Annotated in this window: 15 protein-coding genes and 1 tRNA gene; 15 read left to right on the top strand and 1 reads right to left on the bottom strand. The window is 71.9% G+C overall.

The features are described 5' to 3' along the window. A partial coding sequence (locus Q9R20_RS15675) for a hypothetical protein (protein WP_311250208.1) occupies nucleotides 1–669 on the top strand: 669 nt, incomplete at its 5' end. A 164-nt stretch (nucleotides 670–833) separates the two neighbouring features. Beyond that, complete coding sequence (locus Q9R20_RS15670) at nucleotides 834–1,499, top strand: peroxiredoxin-like family protein (RefSeq protein ID WP_311250207.1); 666 nt, start codon at nucleotides 834–836, stop codon at nucleotides 1,497–1,499. 76 nt (nucleotides 1,500–1,575) lie between these two features. Here Q9R20_RS15670 and coaBC read toward each other — a convergent pair whose 3' ends face one another. Beyond that, nucleotides 1,576–2,778, bottom strand: coding sequence for a bifunctional phosphopantothenoylcysteine decarboxylase/phosphopantothenate--cysteine ligase CoaBC (gene coaBC / locus Q9R20_RS15665; protein WP_311250206.1), 1,203 nt, complete (start codon nucleotides 2,776–2,778; stop codon nucleotides 1,576–1,578). Between the two features lie 171 nt (nucleotides 2,779–2,949). On the opposite strand from coaBC, the gene Q9R20_RS15660 reads away from it, so the two are divergent. From Q9R20_RS15660 to paaE, 13 genes are all read left to right on the top strand, one after another. After that, the gene (locus Q9R20_RS15660) at nucleotides 2,950–3,702 is read left to right on the top strand and encodes an NRDE family protein (protein ID WP_311250205.1); all 753 of its coding nucleotides are present in this window, start codon (nucleotides 2,950–2,952) and stop codon (nucleotides 3,700–3,702) included. Nucleotides 3,703–3,716: 14 nt separating this feature from the next. Beyond that, a tRNA-Arg gene (locus Q9R20_RS15655) sits at nucleotides 3,717–3,789 on the top strand. A gap of 418 nt (nucleotides 3,790–4,207) precedes the next feature. Next, entirely contained in the window at nucleotides 4,208–5,398 is a 1,191-nt protein-coding gene (locus Q9R20_RS15650; protein ID WP_311250204.1) for an acetyl-CoA C-acyltransferase, read from the top strand. Further along, nucleotides 5,391–6,128, top strand: coding sequence for an enoyl-CoA hydratase/isomerase family protein (locus tag Q9R20_RS15645; protein WP_311250203.1), 738 nt, complete (start codon nucleotides 5,391–5,393; stop codon nucleotides 6,126–6,128). The genes Q9R20_RS15650 and Q9R20_RS15645 overlap by 8 nt, the downstream gene beginning before the upstream one ends. A 128-nt stretch (nucleotides 6,129–6,256) precedes the next feature. After that, nucleotides 6,257–7,054 (top strand): 3-hydroxyacyl-CoA dehydrogenase family protein, encoded by a 798-nt coding sequence (locus Q9R20_RS15640; protein ID WP_396653703.1) that lies wholly within the window; start codon nucleotides 6,257–6,259, stop codon nucleotides 7,052–7,054. Further along, the gene (gene paaZ, locus Q9R20_RS15635; RefSeq protein WP_311250202.1) at nucleotides 7,051–9,135 is read left to right on the top strand and encodes a phenylacetic acid degradation bifunctional protein PaaZ; all 2,085 of its coding nucleotides are present in this window, start codon (nucleotides 7,051–7,053) and stop codon (nucleotides 9,133–9,135) included. The genes Q9R20_RS15640 and paaZ overlap by 4 nt, the downstream gene beginning before the upstream one ends. Nucleotides 9,136–9,146: 11 nt before the next feature. Further along, complete coding sequence (gene paaI / locus Q9R20_RS15630) at nucleotides 9,147–9,764, top strand: hydroxyphenylacetyl-CoA thioesterase PaaI (protein ID WP_311250201.1); 618 nt, start codon at nucleotides 9,147–9,149, stop codon at nucleotides 9,762–9,764. Next, nucleotides 9,761–11,071 carry a phenylacetate--CoA ligase PaaK gene (paaK, locus tag Q9R20_RS15625; protein ID WP_396653702.1) on the top strand — a complete coding sequence of 437 codons (1,311 nt, stop codon included), beginning with the start codon at nucleotides 9,761–9,763 and terminating at the stop codon, nucleotides 11,069–11,071. Before paaI ends, paaK begins: the two co-directional genes overlap by 4 nt. A gap of 187 nt (nucleotides 11,072–11,258) precedes the next feature. After that, a complete protein-coding gene (paaA, locus tag Q9R20_RS15620; protein ID WP_311250200.1) occupies nucleotides 11,259–12,218 on the top strand; it encodes a 1,2-phenylacetyl-CoA epoxidase subunit PaaA in 960 nt (319 codons plus the stop codon). Beyond that, the gene (gene paaB / locus Q9R20_RS15615) at nucleotides 12,218–12,523 is read left to right on the top strand and encodes a 1,2-phenylacetyl-CoA epoxidase subunit PaaB (protein WP_311250199.1); all 306 of its coding nucleotides are present in this window, start codon (nucleotides 12,218–12,220) and stop codon (nucleotides 12,521–12,523) included. The genes paaA and paaB overlap by 1 nt, the downstream gene beginning before the upstream one ends. Nucleotides 12,524–12,627: 104 nt before the next feature. After that, complete coding sequence (gene paaC, locus Q9R20_RS15610; RefSeq protein ID WP_311250198.1) at nucleotides 12,628–13,464, top strand: 1,2-phenylacetyl-CoA epoxidase subunit PaaC; 837 nt, start codon at nucleotides 12,628–12,630, stop codon at nucleotides 13,462–13,464. Beyond that, complete coding sequence (gene paaD / locus Q9R20_RS15605) at nucleotides 13,458–13,937, top strand: 1,2-phenylacetyl-CoA epoxidase subunit PaaD (protein WP_311250197.1); 480 nt, start codon at nucleotides 13,458–13,460, stop codon at nucleotides 13,935–13,937. The genes paaC and paaD overlap by 7 nt, the downstream gene beginning before the upstream one ends. Continuing rightward, a complete protein-coding gene (gene paaE, locus Q9R20_RS15600; protein ID WP_311250196.1) occupies nucleotides 13,937–15,106 on the top strand; it encodes a 1,2-phenylacetyl-CoA epoxidase subunit PaaE in 1,170 nt (389 codons plus the stop codon). Before paaD ends, paaE begins: the two co-directional genes overlap by 1 nt. Nucleotide 15,107: the final 1 nt, after the last annotated feature.

The following is a 15,107-nucleotide window of genomic DNA, read 5'->3' as shown; positions in this document are numbered from 1 at the left end:
GCGGCCCCGGCCTACTCCTCGGCGCCCGCGTTCCCTCGCGACCCGTCGCCGGGCTATGCCGGCGTGGGCGCCGCCGCCGGAGCCGGTTACGGCACTCCCGCCTACCCCGCCTCGGCCTACGCCGGCGCGCCCCCGGTCGCCGACACCGCGGAACGCCGCGACATCAAGACCAACACCGTGTGGATCTGGCTCGTGGTCCTCCTGCCGCTGGTCGGCGTGCTCGGCCTGGTGATCTTCGACTGGACGTCGTACATCCGTGATTCCTTCTACGCCGGGGTGTACGCCTACGAGTCCGGCGACACGACGATGGCCGCTTCCTCCACCGCAGGAACGCTCATCACGCTCGTGGCGTCGGTGGTCACCCTCGTGATCACGGCGCTCACGGTGCTGTTCTCCTTCCTTGACTGGCGTCAGCTGCGCGCGCGCGGCGTCGAGCGACCGTTCCACTGGGCCTGGAGCTTCTTCGTGCTGATGATCGGCTCGGGCCTGGTCTATGTCATCGGGCGGGGCATCGTCCTGCGCCGCCGCACCGGCTCGGGCCTTGCCCCGATCTGGGCCTCGATCGCCGTCAACATCGTCGCCGTCGTCGCCCTGTCGATCTGGGTCGTGGTGCTGCTGTCGCAGCTGTTCTCGCTCATCAACGAGTTCGCCGGCACCTACGGGTACTGACCCGGAGGGGGCCGTCGACGCGGTCGGCGCGCCCCCTCCCGGGGCCGACGATGACGCCGCATGACGTTATGTTCCGTTCTGCGACAGCGATGCCCTCGGCATCCGGCGGCCGACATACGCTCCTGACACCGACGCCCGATGTCGGCTACGCCGGGGAGGCCACCATGTCCACACCGTCCATCGCTCAGCAGGTCGACGACTTCAACGTCGGCTTCGAGTCTCAGATCGGCGACCGCCTCGCCGCCGTCTTCTCAGGAGAGCAGAACGACCTCCGCGCGGCAGGAGTGCCGGCCGGGGCACTGAGCGTCGGCGACGAGGCCCCCGACGCAGAGCTGCTCACCGCGGACAGCGCGAAGACCACCTTCTCGGCGGTGCTCGCCGACGCCGTCACGGTGGTCGTCTTCTACCGCGGTGCGTGGTGCCCGTACTGCAACATCACCCTGCGCACCTACCAGGAGCAGTTGGTCCCGGCCCTGCGGGAGCAAGGTGCCCAGCTGGTTGCCGTGTCGCCGCAGACGCCCGACGGCTTCGCCCAGAGCGTCGCCAATGGCGACCTGGACTTCGTCGTCCTCTCCGACCCCGCGAACACCCTCGCCGACCGCTTCGGCATCGTCACCGAGCCCAGCGGTTCCGCCCGCGAGGCGCACACCGAGCTCGGCTTCGACGTCGCCGACAGCAACGCCGACGCCACCGCTCGCGTGCCCTTCCCGTCCGTCTACGTCATCGACGAGGCCGGGCGCATCCGCTTCGCCGACATCCACGTCGACTACACGACGCGCACCGAGGTCGCCGACATCCTCGACGCGGTCCGCACTCTCGGCGAGAGCTGACCTCGTACCCCGCCGACGGGCGTCGACCACCGGCCCTCGGCCGTCGTGATCGGCGCCCGTGTGCGGGGTTCTCCGATCAGTGCGAGCGGAGCGAGACGACGGCGTCGAGCAGGGCGTGCGCCGTCTCGTCCTTCGTCCCGGATGCCGAGGCCACGACCGTGCCCGCGGCATCCACGATCGTGAGGGCGTTGGCCGCCGACTCGAACCCTCGCGTCCAGCCCACGGCGTTGGCGGCCAACAGGTCCACGCCCTTGCGTGCCGCCTTCGCGCGGGCGCGCTCGAGCAGCTCGGCGTCGTCGGCGACGGTCTCGGCGGCGAAGGCGACGATCGTCTGCCCCGGGCGGCGATCCGCCACGAGACCGGCGACGATGTCGCGGTTCTCCCGCAGTTCGAGCGTTAGAGCGCCGGGGGAGTCCTGCTTGCGGAGCTTGTGCTCCGACACCGCCGCCACGGAGTAGTCGGCGACCGCCGCGGCCATGACGATCACGTCGGCGTCGGGGGCGACGGCATCCATCGTCCTGCCGAGCTCGTCGGCGGTCGCGACGGCCAGCACCTCGACGCGCGGGTCGGGGCGGACGTCGGCGTCGAGGTGCGCGGCGACCAGGGTCACGCGAGCGCCGCGATCCGCAGCGGCCCGCGCGATCGCCACCCCCTGCCGACCGCTCGATCGGTTGCCGAGGTAGCGCACCGGGTCGATGGGCTCGCGCGTACCCCCGGCGCTCACGACGACCGAGACACCCTCGAGGTCGCGCGGCCGTTCGACGAGGGCGAGGGCGGCGGCGACGATGTCCTCCGGTTCCGACATGCGGCCCGGACCCGAGTCGCCGCCGGTGAGGACGCCGTCCTCCGGCCCGACCACGTGCACGCCGCGGGCGCGCAGCACGTCCATATTGTGCGCGGTGGCCGGATGCCGCCACATCTCGGTGTGCATCGCGGGGGCGACGACCACGGGCGCGGTTGTCGCGAGAAGGGTCGTGCCGAGCAGGTCGGAGGCGAGCCCGGCGGTCATCGCCGCGAGCGTGTTGGCGGTGGCGGGGGCGACGATCACGAGATCGGCGGCCTGCCCCAGCGCGACGTGCCGGACCTTGGCGACGTCGTCGTGCACCGAGGTGGTGACGGGGTTGCGGCTGAGCGCCTCCCAGGTGGGGAGCCCGACGAAGCGCAGCGCGTCGTCGGTGGGAACGACGTGCACGTCGTGCCCGGCCTTCACCAGCAGCCGCACGAGGCCGACGGTCTTGTAGGCGGCGATGCCTCCGGTGACTCCCACGACGACGAACATCACGCCAGTCTTCCAGGTCGGCGACGCCGGAGCGGCGGTTCGCCATCGGAACAGGGGCCGCGACGAGAACAGGACGCGTCGACGCCGGTCGGCCTGTTCCCGTGACGACGCCTGTTCTCGGGACGACCGCGAGCCGCCCAGTGTCAGCGCGGCGCGGGTAGCGTTGTCGGAATGTGCACGGTCGTGATCGACGTCCCCGCGAACCCCGGCGAACCGGTGCGGGTGCTCGCCGTCCGCGACGAGGACCGCGATCGCCCGTGGCGCGGTATCGGCCCGTGGTGGCCCGAGCGCGGCGACGTGTTCGGCGTCCGCGACGACCGCGCGGGCGGCGCCTGGCTCGCGGTCGACCCTGCCGCGCATCGACTGGCGGTGCTGCTCAACCGTGAAGACCTCTCCGACCGCGGTGACGACGAGGTCGTCAGTCGCGGCGGTGTCCCCCTCGACGCGGTGGGCACCGGCATCCCGGATCGTCCCGCCACGCGCGGCTTCAATCTCGTCGAGGTGGATGCCGCGGGAGCGCACCTCGTGGAATGGGACGGCCTCGTCTCCCGCCGCACGCGGCTGACCCCCGGCACCCACATGGTCGCCCACCACGCGGTCGACGACCCCGGCACCCCGCGCATCGCTCGTTGGCTCGGCGCGTTCCGCGAGGCGGGCCTCGCCGAGGGCTCCGACTGGTGGATGCCATGGCTCGGCGTCGTCGAAGAGGCGACGCATCATCCCGAGGCGTCGGTCCTGCGCCGGGACGCCCACGACGGTCTCGTGCTCGAGTCGCTCCTGGTGTGCGCGGCGAGCATCGGACCCGAGGGCGTCGACGTGCGCGAGGCGACCCTCGCGGAGCCGGGGCGATGGGACGCGGGTCTGGCGGAGGGGTTGCGTCGCCCCCTGCCGCTGCGCGCCGACTCGCACGCGACGCCGCAGTAGGCTGGAGCGATCCCGCCTCCGTAGCTCAGGGGATAGAGCGCCGCACTCCTAACGCGGGCGTCGCAGGTTCGAATCCTGTCGGGGGCACCGTTTCGCGGTCCGGTCCGCGGCCCATCGGGTGCGGCAGCGCTCCGCCGTTCGTTCCCGCGTTCCCGGATGCCGCTGCGCTGCGGCCCCGGGGCGGTGGGCGTGGCCCCGCGGCCACCGGCGGCTAACCGTCTCCCATCGGGCTGGCCCGCGAGATCACGTGACGTGCGCGAGGGCGCACGCACCGGCATGTGCTCTCGGCCGGATCACGTGACCTCGGCGGCAACCCGACCCCGGTCGCGCCACCCGACCCTGCGGCGGTGACCCGACCCCGCTCGCGCCATCCGGCCGAGCCGTGCCGTACCCCACCCGTTGCCACCGCCGCCTCGACCGTGGCATGATTACTGAACGATCGGTCGGAAAACCTCGCAGTCGAGGTGGACGGGCCCCGCCAGAGTCGGCGGGGGAGAGGATGACGATGGCGGACGCGTTTCTCGTCGGCGGTGCACGCACCCCGGTCGGGCGGTACGGCGGGGCTCTGGCATCCGTTCGTCCCGACGATCTGGCGGCGCTGGTGGTCGCAGAAGCGGTGGCTCGCGCGGGCGTCCCCGTCGAGGCGATCGACGAGGTCATTCTGGGTGCCGCGAACCAGGCCGGCGAAGACAATCGCAACGTGGCCCGCATGGCCGTACTGCTCGCGGGGCTGCCCGACAGCATCCCCGGCCTCACGGTCAACCGACTCTGCGCCTCGGGCATGAGCGCGATCGCGCTCGCCGCTCAGGCGATCCGCGCGGGCGATGCCGACATCGTGGTCGCCGGGGGTGTCGAGTCGATGACCCGCGCGCCCTGGGTGCAGGCAAAGCCCGAGAAGGCGTGGGCGAAACCCGGCGACGCGTTCGACACCTCGATCGGCTGGCGCTTCACCAACCCGCGCCTCGCCGCGCGCGAGAAGGCGACCTTCACCATGCCCGAGACGGCCGAGGAGGTCGCGCGCGTCGACGGCATCTCGCGCGCCGACGCCGACGCCTTCGCCCTGCGCAGCCACGAGCGGGCCATCCGAGCTCAGGATGCCGGACGCTTCCGGGACGAGATCGTCGCCGTCGAGACACCTCGGGGTCTCGTGGACACCGATGAAGGACCCCGCCGCGATACCTCCCTCGATGTGCTCGCGGGGCTGCGACCCGTCGTGAAGGGCGGCGAGGTGGTGACCGCGGGCAACGCGAGCTCGCTCAACGACGGCGCATCGGCGATCGTGGTGGTCGGCGCGGAGGCGGTCGAGCGATACGGTCTTCGTCCCCGCGCGCGCGTCGCCGCGCAGGCCGCCGCGGCCCTCGCGCCCGAGATCATGGGGCTCGGACCGGTGCCCGCGACCGAGAAGGCTCTCGCGAAGGCGGGGCTCTCGGCATCCGATCTGGGGGCGGTCGAACTGAACGAGGCGTTCGCGTCGCAGTCGCTCGCGTGCATCCGTCGGCTCGGCCTCGATCCCGAGATCGTCAACGCCGACGGAGGGGCGATCGCGCTCGGCCACCCGCTGGGGTCGAGCGGGTCGCGGTTGATCGTGACGCTGCTGGGTCGCATGGAGCGCGAGGGTGCCCGGTACGGCCTGGCCACGATGTGCGTCGGTGTGGGGCAGGGCACAGCGATGATCGTGGAGCGGGTCGATGGGTGACACCCTCCGGACCGACGCCCGTGACGATCGCGTCGTCGCCACCCTCGACCGCCCCGAGCGCCGCAACGCCATCGACCAGGCCATGGTCGACGAGCTGCACGCGCTGTGCGGTGCGCTCGAGGAGCGCCCGCGCACGCTCATCCTCACCGGCGCGGGCGGCATCTTCGCGGCCGGCGCCGACATCGCGCAGCTGCGCGACCGCACCGGCGACGACGCCCGCCGCGGCATCAACGCCACCGTCTTCGACCGCATCCGCCACCTCCCGATGCCCGTCATCGCGGCCGTCGACGGCTACGCGCTCGGCGGAGGAGCCGAACTCGCCTATGCCGCCGACATCCGCATCGGCACGCCGCGCGTGCGCTTCGGCAACCCCGAACCCGGCCTCGGCATCATCGCCGCGGCGGGCGCATCGTGGCGACTGCCCGAGATCGTCGGGCACGCCCGGGCGAGCGAGATGCTGCTGACCGCGCGCGTGATCGAGGCCGACGAGGCTCTGGCCTGGGGGCTGCTGTCGAGTGTGCACGATCCCGATGAGCTGCTCAGCGCCGCGCACGCGATCGCCGATCGCATCGCGGCGAACTCCGCCCGCGCGACGATCCTCACCAAGCGCGCGTTGCTCGCGCCCCGGGGAGACCACCCCGCGATCGATGGCGAACTCCAGGCCGAGCTGTTCGACAGCGCCGACAAGCGCGCCCGCATGACCGCGTTCCTCGAGAGGAAGAAGAAGTGACCCATCTCGACACGACCGCCCGCCCCGGTGGCGCGGCTGAGTCCGCCACCGCGTCCGCACCCGACACCGCGTCGGCCGGGCTCCTGGCATCTCTCCCCGCCACCGTCGGCGTGCTCGGCGGCGGCCGCATGGGCGCCGGGATCGCGCACGCGTTCCTGCTCGCCGGCGCCTGCGTGCACGTGGTCGAGCGCGACGCCGAGGCCGCGGCGGCCGCCCGTGACCGCGTCCAGACGGCGCTGACCCGTTCGGCGCAGAAGGGCGCGACGGTCCCGGATGGCGACGCCCTCACCACGGGCACCGACACGGCCGTGTTCGCCGACGCGGGCCTCGTCATCGAGGCCGTCCCGGAGGACCGGGCTCTCAAGCTCGACGCCCTCGCGCGCATCGAGGCCGTCGTCGACGCCGGAACGGTCGTGGCATCCAACACCTCCTCGATCTCGATCGACGCGCTCGCCGCATCGCTCGCCCGGCCTGAGCGCCTCCTGGGCCTGCACTTCTTCAACCCCGTGCCCGCGTCGGCACTGGTCGAGGTCGTCACCGGGGCCCGCACTGCCCCGCAGGTCGTCGATGACGCCGTGCACTGGGTCGAGGCCATCGGCAAGACCGCCGTCGTCGTGCGCGACGCGCCGGGCTTCGCGTCGAGCCGCCTCGGCGTCGCCCTCGGGCTCGAGGCGATCCGCATGCTCGAAGAGGGCGTCGCCTCGGCGCACGACATCGACACGGCGATGGAGTTGGGGTACCGGCATCCGATGGGCCCCCTGCGCACGACCGACGTCGTCGGTCTCGACGTGCGCCTGGGCATCGCCGAAGAACTCGAGCGTGCGTTCGGCGCGCGCTTCACCCCGCCCGCGCTGCTGCGAGAGCTCGTCGCCCAGGGGCACCTGGGCCGCAAGACCGGCCGCGGATTCTACGAATGGAGCGCATGATGACGTTTCTCCCCAGCTACGTGAACGGGGCCTGGTGGGCACCGGAGAGCGATCCCGACGCCGCGATCGTGCGTGACGCCTCGACCGGCGAGGAGATCGTGCGGGTGAGCACGAGGGGACTCGATCTGGCGGGAGCGGTCGCCTACGCCCGCGAGACGGGCCAGAAGAGCCTCGGCGTCCTCACGTTCCATCAGCGCGCGATGGTGCTGAAGAACCTCGCGATCGCGCTGAACGAGCGCCGAGAGGAGCTCTACGCCCTATCCGAGCGCTCGGGTTCGACGCGCCGCGACTCGCTCAGCGACATCGACGGCGGCATCGGCGTGCTCTTCACCTTCTCGTCGAAGGCGCGGCGCGAGCTCCCGGCCGGGAAGGTCGTGCTCGACGGCCCGATCGAGCCGCTGTCGAAGGACGGCTCGTTCCTCGGCCGGCACGTCTACACGCGCCTTCCCGGCGTGGCGGTGCAGATCAACGCCTTCAATTTCCCGATGTGGGGCGCGCTCGAGAAGTTCGCCCCCGCCTTCCTCGCGGGCCTCCCCACGATCGTCAAGCCCGCGACCCCCACGGCGTACGTCGCCGAGGCGTGGGTGCGGATGGTCGTCGAAACGGGCCTGCTGCCGGAAGGCTCGCTGCAGCTGGTCAGCGGAAGCGTCCCGGGGCTCTTCGATCTGCTCGAGCTCGGCGACACCGTCGGGTTCACCGGCAGCGCCTCGACCGCCGAGCGGCTGCGCGCCCACGCGAAGCCCGGTGTGCGCTTCACGAGTGAGACCGACTCGATCAACGCCTCGATCCTGGGCCCCGACGCCGTGCCGGGCACGCCCGAGTTCGACGCGTACGTCAAGCAGCTGCTCGTCGAGATGACGACGAAGGCGGGCCAGAAGTGCACCGCGATCCGTCGCGCGATCGTGCCGGCGGGGACCACGGATGCCGTGGCCGAGGCGCTCCGCGCGAAGATCGCCGAGCGCGTGGTCATCGGCGACCCGCGCGCCGAGGGCGTGACGATGGGGCCCGTCGTGTCCCTCGAGCAGCGCGACGAGGTGCTGCGGCAAGTGCGGGCGCTCGAGGAGGCCGGCGGACGGTTCGTCGTCGGATCGACCGAGGCCCCCGAGGGGGTCGCCAGCGAGGGTGCGTTCCTCCAGCCGATGCTCCTGTCGTTCGCGGATGCCGCGACCCCGGCGGTCAACGAGATCGAGGCGTTCGGCCCGGTCGCGAGCATCGTCGAGTACGCCGACGTCGCCGAGGCGGCGGCCATCGTGACGCGGGGCGGCGGCTCGCTCGTCACGAGCGTCGCGACCCACGACCCCGACGTCGCGACCGAACTGCTGACCCGCATGGGGGCGATGAACGGTCGCGTGCTGTTCCTCGACCGCGACGACGCCCGCACCTCGACCGGCCACGGCGCCCCGGTGCCGCACCTCGTGCACGGCGGCCCCGGCCGCGCCGGCGGCGGCGAAGAGCTCGGCGGCATCCGCTCGGTGCTCCATTACATGCAGCGCACGGCGATCCAGGGGTCGCCCCGCATCCTGACCGCGCTCACCGGGATCTGGCATCCGGGAGCCGACACCGACTCGGTCGGCACGCACCCGTTCCGCAAGCCCCTCTCGGAGCTTCGCATCGGGGATGCCGTGGAGTCGGCCGAGCGGCAGGTCACCCTCGATGACATCGAGGTGTTCGCGAGATTCACCGGCGACACGTTCTACGCCCACATGGACGAGGAGTCTGCCGCGGCGAACCCCTTCTTCCCGGGGCGCGTCGCGCACGGGTACCTGCTCGTGTCGTGGGCGGCCGGGCTGTTCGTCGATCCCGATCCCGGTCCGGTGCTGGCGAATTCGGGGCTGGAGAACCTCCGCTTCGTCACCCCGGTCTCGCCCGGCGACCGCATCCGGGTCGCCCTCACCGCCAAGCAGATCACCCCGCGCGAGACCGACGAGTACGGCGAGGTGCGGTGGGATGCCGTGATCCGCAACCAGGACGACGAGATCGTCGCGCAGTACGACGTGCTAACGCTTGTCGCGAAGACGTGGGCCCCGGCCGGGGTGCCCGTCGCGGAGCGGGCCGCCCAGCCCGCGGGAGCGCTCGCATGAGCCTGCGGCCGATGATGCAGCGCGACCGGGCGTCGGCGATGCTCGGCATGGTCGTCGAGCACGATGCACCGGGGGAGTCGCGCGTGTCGATGACGGTGCGCGACGACATGCTCAACGGCTTCGCCATCACCCACGGCGGGCTCGTGTTCACCCTCGCCGACACCGCGTTCGCGATCGCGTGCAACGAGGACGAGCGGGTGACGGTCGCGGGCGGCGCCGACATCACGTTTCTGAAGTCGACGACGTCGGGGCAGATCCTCACCGCGACCGCCCAGCGCCGCGCGCGCAGCGGACGGACGGGTCTGTACGACATCCGCGTGACCGATGAGACGGGCGACCTCGTCGCCGAGGTGCGCGGCCGCAGCATCACGACGGATCGACGGCCGCCGGCGACGCCCCCGGTCCCTTCGACAGGCTCAGGGACCTCCACCGTGGCAGGGGCCTCGGTTGGGCCGGTGGCTGAGCCTGTCGAAGCCTCCGGCCCCCGTGCCGTAGTGCGCCCGGTCCCTTCGACAGGCTCAGGGACCTCGGTTGGGCCGGTGGCTGAGCCCATCGAAGCCTCCGGCCCCCGCCCCGCGAACAACCCCGAGCGCGAGGAAGCGCTCCCCACCACGGAGGTGTCTCGATGACCATGACCGTTCCCTCGCGCGCCGATTTCCTGGCATCCGTCGATCCCACCGGCATCCCTCTCGAGGGCTTGCGCGCGCTGCAGCTCGAGCGCCTGCAGTGGACGGTGCGGCACGCCTACGAGAACGTCGCGCTGTACCGCCGGAAGTTCGACGAGGCCGGTGTCCAGCCCGACGACATCCGCAGCCTCGAGGACATCCGCCTATTGCCCTTCACGACGAAGGCCGACCTGCGCGAGACCTACCCCTTCGGCATGTTCGCGGTGCCCATGCCCGATGTCCGTCGCATCCACGCCTCCTCGGGCACGACCGGGCGTCCGACGGTCGTCGGCTACACCGCCGGCGACCTCGACCGGTGGGCCGACCTCGTCGCGCGTTCGCTGAGCGCCGCGGGCATCCGCGCGGGCGATCGCGTGCACAACGCCTACGGCTACGGCCTGTTCACCGGGGGCCTCGGCGCGCACGCGGGCATCGAGCGCCTCGGCGCGACCGTCATCCCCATCTCGGGTGGGCAGACGGCGCGGCAGGCGCAGCTCATCCAGGACTTCGAACCGGATGCCATCCTCTGCACGCCGAGCTACCTCCTCACGATCGCCGACGCGCTCGAGGCGGCGGGCGTCGACCCGCGATCCACGTCGCTCCGTGTCGCCGTGCTCGGCGCCGAGCCGTGGACGAACGAGATGCGCCGCGAGATCGAGCGTCGCCTCGACATCGTCGCCGTCGACATCTACGGCCTCAGCGAGGTGATGGGCCCGGGCGTGGCATCCGAGAGCGCCCTCACGAAGGACGGCCCGCACATCTGGGAGGACCACTTCCTCCCCGAGACGATCGACGGAGACACGGGTGCGCCCGTCGCCGACGGCGAGCTCGGCGAGCTGGTGTTCACCTCCCTCACCAAGGAGGCGTTCCCGGTCATCCGCTACCGCACCCGCGACCTCACCCGGTTGCAGCCCGGCACCGCGTTCCCCGCGATGCGGCGCATCGAGAAGATCACCGGCCGCAACGACGACATGATCATCCTGCGCGGCGTGAACCTCTTCCCGACGCAGATCGAGGAGATCGTGCTCGGCATCGAGAAGCTCACGCCCCACTTCGTCCTCGAGCTGCGCAAGGACGGGCGTATGGATGCCATGACCGTCCGCATCGAACGGCATCCGGCCCTGGAGCGCGAGGTCTGCGAGGCGGCGGGGGTGGTGCTGCAGCAGCGCATCAAGGTGCTGATCGGCACGACGGTCGACGTCCGCGTCGAGGAGCCCGGCGCGCTGCCCCGCAGCGAGGGTAAGTACAAGCGCGTCTACGACCTGCGCTGACCCGCCACCCCGCGCCGGAACGTCGAGGACGCATTCCGTCGGCGAGACCGCACCCGTTCCACGCTGATGCGGTGCGGTCTCGGCGGGCGTCTGCGTCCTCGCGAGCGGCTGCGGCGTCGACCCGTTGCGGGGTCGCGCGGTGGCGGATACACTTTACTGAACGATCGGTCTGTAAAAGGAGTCGACGATGACGATGACCGCACCCCCCACGGACGCCCTCGACGGCGAGGCGATGTTCGACGCCCTCATCGAGGCCGACGGCCGGATCGAGCCGCGCGACTGGATGCCGGAGGGGTACCGCCGCACTCTGATCCGACAGATCTCCCAGCACGCGCACTCCGAGATCATCGGCATGCAGCCGGAGGGGGCGTGGATCACTCGGGCGCCCAGCCTCAAGCGCAAGTCGATCCTGCTGGCGAAGGTGCAGGACGAGGCCGGCCACGGCCTCTACCTCTACTCCGCCGCGCAGACCCTCGGCATCACCCGAGACGAGATGACGCAGCAACTCGTCGACGGCAAGGCGCGGTACTCGTCGATCTTCAACTACCCGACCCCGACCTGGGCCGACATGGGCGCGATCGGCTGGCTCGTCGACGGCGCCGCGATCTGCAACCAGGTGCCGTTGTGCCGGGCGTCGTACGGCCCGTACGGCCGGGCGATGGTCCGCATCTGCAAGGAGGAGTCGTTCCACCAGCGCCAGGGCTTCGAGATCCTCCTCACCCTCATGCAGGGCACCGACGCCCAACGCGAGATGGCGCAGGACGCCGTGAACCGCTGGTACTGGCCGAGCCTGATGATGTTCGGGCCCCCCGACGACGACTCGCCCAACTCGGCGCAGTCGATGGCCTGGAACATCAAGCGCTTCAGCAACGACGAGCTGCGCCAGCGCTTCGTGTCGATGCTCGTCCCCCAGGCCGCGGTGCTGGGCGTGACCCTTCCCGATCCCGACCTGCGTTTCAACGACGAGACGGGCGAGTACGACATGGGCGAGATCGACTGGAGCGAGTTCCACGAGGTGCTCGCCGGCCGTGGCCCGCTCAATACGATGCGCCGCCAGCATCGCCGCGACGCGCACGAAGAGGGCGCCTGGGTGCGCGAGGCCGCCGCGGCGTACGCGGCGAAGAAGAGCGCGAAGGCGGTCGCCTGATGGCCACGCCCGGGAGCAGCCCCGCCGAGACCTGGCCTCTGTGGGAGGTGTTCGTGCGCGCGAACCGCGGCCTGAGCCACGTGCACGTCGGATCGCTCCACGCCCCCGATGCCGAGCTCGCCGTCCGCAACGCGCGCGACCTCTACACGCGCCGCGGTGAGGGCGTGTCGGTCTGGGTCGTCCCCTCGGATGCCGTGACCACGAGCGATCCGGGACAGAAGGGCGCCTTCTTCGAGTCGCCCGCGGGCAAGAACTACCGCCACGCGGTGTACTACACCGCGTCCGAGGGGGTGCCGCACCTGTGAGCACCTCGATCGAACACGGCGCAGCACCGGTGGCTGAGCCTGTCGAAGCCCCCGGCGCGGGGTCTCTATCCCTTCGACAGGCTCAGGGACCTCATGCAGCGTCGGTGGCTGAGCCTGTCGAAGCCACCGACCCGCACGGCGACGTCTCGCTCGACGCCCGCGAGCTCTCCGCCGAGCTCGCCGGGGGAGAGGACCGGGCCACCGACCCCGACGTCGCCGCATACGCCCTGCAGCTCGGCGACGACGCGCTGATCCTCGCGCAGAACCTCTGCGGGTGGATCGCCCGCGCTCCCGAGCTCGAGGAGGACGTGGCCCTCGGCAACATCGCTCTCGACCTGCTCGGTCACGCCCGCTCGCTCCTGCGCTACGCGGGGTCGCACGACGGTCGCAGCGAGGACGACCTCGCCTACTGGCGCGACGAACCGGAGTTCCGCAGCGCCTGGCTCTTCGAGCTGCCGAACGGCGACTTCGCCCACACCATCGCGCGCCAGCTCCTGGCCTCCGCGTACCTCCTCGAGCTCTACCGCGACCTCACGGCATCCACCGATCCGGTTCTCGCCGCGGTCGCCGCCAAGGCGGAGAAGGAAGTCGACTACCACCGCGACCACGCCGTGCAGTGGACGCTGCGTCTCGCCGGCGGCACCGAGGAGTCTCGGCGGCGGTTCCTCGTCGCCCTCGACGACACGTGGCCGTACCTCGACGAGCTCTTCCGCGACGAGCCCTTGCACGATCGGCTCGGCGGCGTCGTCGTGCGACCCTCGGCGCTCCGCGCACGCGTCGAGGACGTCCTCACCGCGGTGCTCGCGGAGGAGGACGTCCCCGTCCCGACCCTTCCGGGCTCGTCCGCCGGGGGACGCCGCGGCGCGCATCACCCGTCCTTCGGGCCGCTCCTCGCCGAGATGCAGGTGCTCGCCCGCCGGCACCCGGGGGCGACATGGTGAGCGTCGAGCGCGCCCGCGAGGTCGCCGCCGCCGTCGTCGACCCCGAGGTGCCGGTGCTCACCATCGACGACCTCGGGGTCCTGCGCGACGTGCGTCTCGACGGCGACACCGTCACCGTGACGATCACCCCGACCTACTCGGGGTGCCCCGCCGTCGAGGCGATCCGCGACGACATCGTGCTGGCCCTCACCTCGGCCGGCTTCGACGACGCCGTGGTGAAGACCACCCTCACGCCCGCGTGGACGACCGACTGGATGAGCGACGAGGGCCGCCGCAAGCTCACCGCGTACGGCATCGCCCCGCCCACCGGGCGCGCTCCCGCGGGTCCCATCCGTCTGAAGCTGAGCGTTTCGTGCCCCCGCTGCGGCTCCCTCGACACCCGCGAGGTCTCGCGCTTCGGCTCCACCTCGTGCAAGTCGCTGTGGGAGTGCCGCGCCTGCCTCGAACCCTTCGACCACTTCAAGGCCCTCTGATGACGATGACGGATGCCACGACCCCGGCCGCCGCGGATGGTCCGGCCTCGACCCTCGGCGCGGTCCGCTCTACGGGCGGTCGCGCCCGCGCCCGGTTCCACACCCTGCGCGTCGCCGACGTGCGGCCCCTCACCCCGACCGCGATCGAGGTGACCTTCTCCGTTCCCGACGCGCTCGCCGACGCCTTCGACTACGCGCCCGGACAGTACGTCGCCCTGCGCGCCACGGTCGACGGCGAGGACCTGCGCCGCTCGTACTCGCTGTGCAGGCCGCCCCGACGCGGCGCGATCAGCGTGGGCATCAAGCGCGACCCCGACGGGCGCTTCTCGACCTGGGCGCACGAGGGACTCCGCCCGGGCGACGAGGTCGAGGTCATGAGCCCGGCGGGCACCTTCGTGTCGAAGGCGTCGACCTCGACGGGGCACGTCGTCGCGATCGCCGCCGGCTCGGGGATCACGCCGATCATGGCGCTCGCCGCCGACGTCCTCGAGCGCTCGGCCGATGCGCGCCTGACGATCGTGTACGCCAACCGCTCCTCGACCGACGTCATGTTCGTCGACGAGCTCGCCGACCTCAAGGACCGCTATCCCTCGCGGCTCACCCTGCACCACGTGCTCTCGCGCGAGCAGCGCGCGGCGCCGGTGTTCTCGGGCCGCATCGACGAGGAGCGTCTGCGCCTCATCCTGTCGCGGCTGATCGATCCGGCATCCGTCGACGAGTGGTTCCTCTGCGGTCCCTTCGCCCTCGTCGACCTCTGCCGTGAGACGCTCGCCGAGGTGGGGGTCGCCCGGGAACGCGTGCGGTTCGAGCTCTTCACCGCGGGAGAGGGCGACGCGCCCGCGCAGACCGGGGGAGCCCGCCCGGTGCGCGTGCGCCAGGACGAACCCGTCCGCCGCATCGACTTCACCCTCGACGGACAGTCGGCCTCGGTCGACAGCCCCGTCGCCGCTAACGAGACGATCCTCGCCGCGGCCCTGCGGGTCCGCCCCGACGTCCCCTTCGCCTGTGCCGGGGGTGTGTGCGGCACGTGCCGCGCCCGCGTCGTCGAGGGGGCGGTGTCGATGACCGAGAACTACGCGCTCGAACCCGACGAGATCGAGCGCGGGTACGTCCTCACCTGCCAGTCGCATCCGACCTCCGACGCCGTCCGCGTCGACTACGACGGGTGAC

Origin of the sequence: Microbacterium sp. PRF11, from assembly GCF_031844085.1 — a bacterium.
Classification (GTDB): domain Bacteria; phylum Actinomycetota; class Actinomycetes; order Actinomycetales; family Microbacteriaceae; genus Microbacterium.
This window is presented reverse-complemented; position numbering and strand designations above follow the sequence as displayed.

Bases quoted from the DNA above. Each gene is read 5' to 3' on its own strand.
- Q9R20_RS15670 (WP_311250207.1), top strand. From the start codon at position 834: ATGTCCACACCGTCCATCGCTCAGCAGGTCGACGACTTCAACGTCGGC.
- coaBC (WP_311250206.1), bottom strand. From the start codon at position 2,778: ATGTTCGTCGTCGTGGGAGTCACCGGAGGCATCGCCGCCTACAAGACC.
- Q9R20_RS15660 (WP_311250205.1), top strand. From the start codon at position 2,950: ATGTGCACGGTCGTGATCGACGTCCCCGCGAACCCCGGCGAACCGGTG.
- Q9R20_RS15650 (WP_311250204.1), top strand. From the start codon at position 4,208: ATGGCGGACGCGTTTCTCGTCGGCGGTGCACGCACCCCGGTCGGGCGG.
- Q9R20_RS15645 (WP_311250203.1), top strand. From the start codon at position 5,391: ATGGGTGACACCCTCCGGACCGACGCCCGTGACGATCGCGTCGTCGCC.
- Q9R20_RS15640 (WP_396653703.1), top strand. From the start codon at position 6,257: ATGGGCGCCGGGATCGCGCACGCGTTCCTGCTCGCCGGCGCCTGCGTG.
- paaZ (WP_311250202.1), top strand. From the start codon at position 7,051: ATGATGACGTTTCTCCCCAGCTACGTGAACGGGGCCTGGTGGGCACCG.
- paaI (WP_311250201.1), top strand. From the start codon at position 9,147: ATGATGCAGCGCGACCGGGCGTCGGCGATGCTCGGCATGGTCGTCGAG.
- paaK (WP_396653702.1), top strand. From the start codon at position 9,761: ATGACCATGACCGTTCCCTCGCGCGCCGATTTCCTGGCATCCGTCGAT.
- paaA (WP_311250200.1), top strand. From the start codon at position 11,259: ATGACGATGACCGCACCCCCCACGGACGCCCTCGACGGCGAGGCGATG.
- paaB (WP_311250199.1), top strand. From the start codon at position 12,218: ATGGCCACGCCCGGGAGCAGCCCCGCCGAGACCTGGCCTCTGTGGGAG.
- paaD (WP_311250197.1), top strand. From the start codon at position 13,458: ATGGTGAGCGTCGAGCGCGCCCGCGAGGTCGCCGCCGCCGTCGTCGAC.
- paaE (WP_311250196.1), top strand. From the start codon at position 13,937: ATGACGATGACGGATGCCACGACCCCGGCCGCCGCGGATGGTCCGGCC.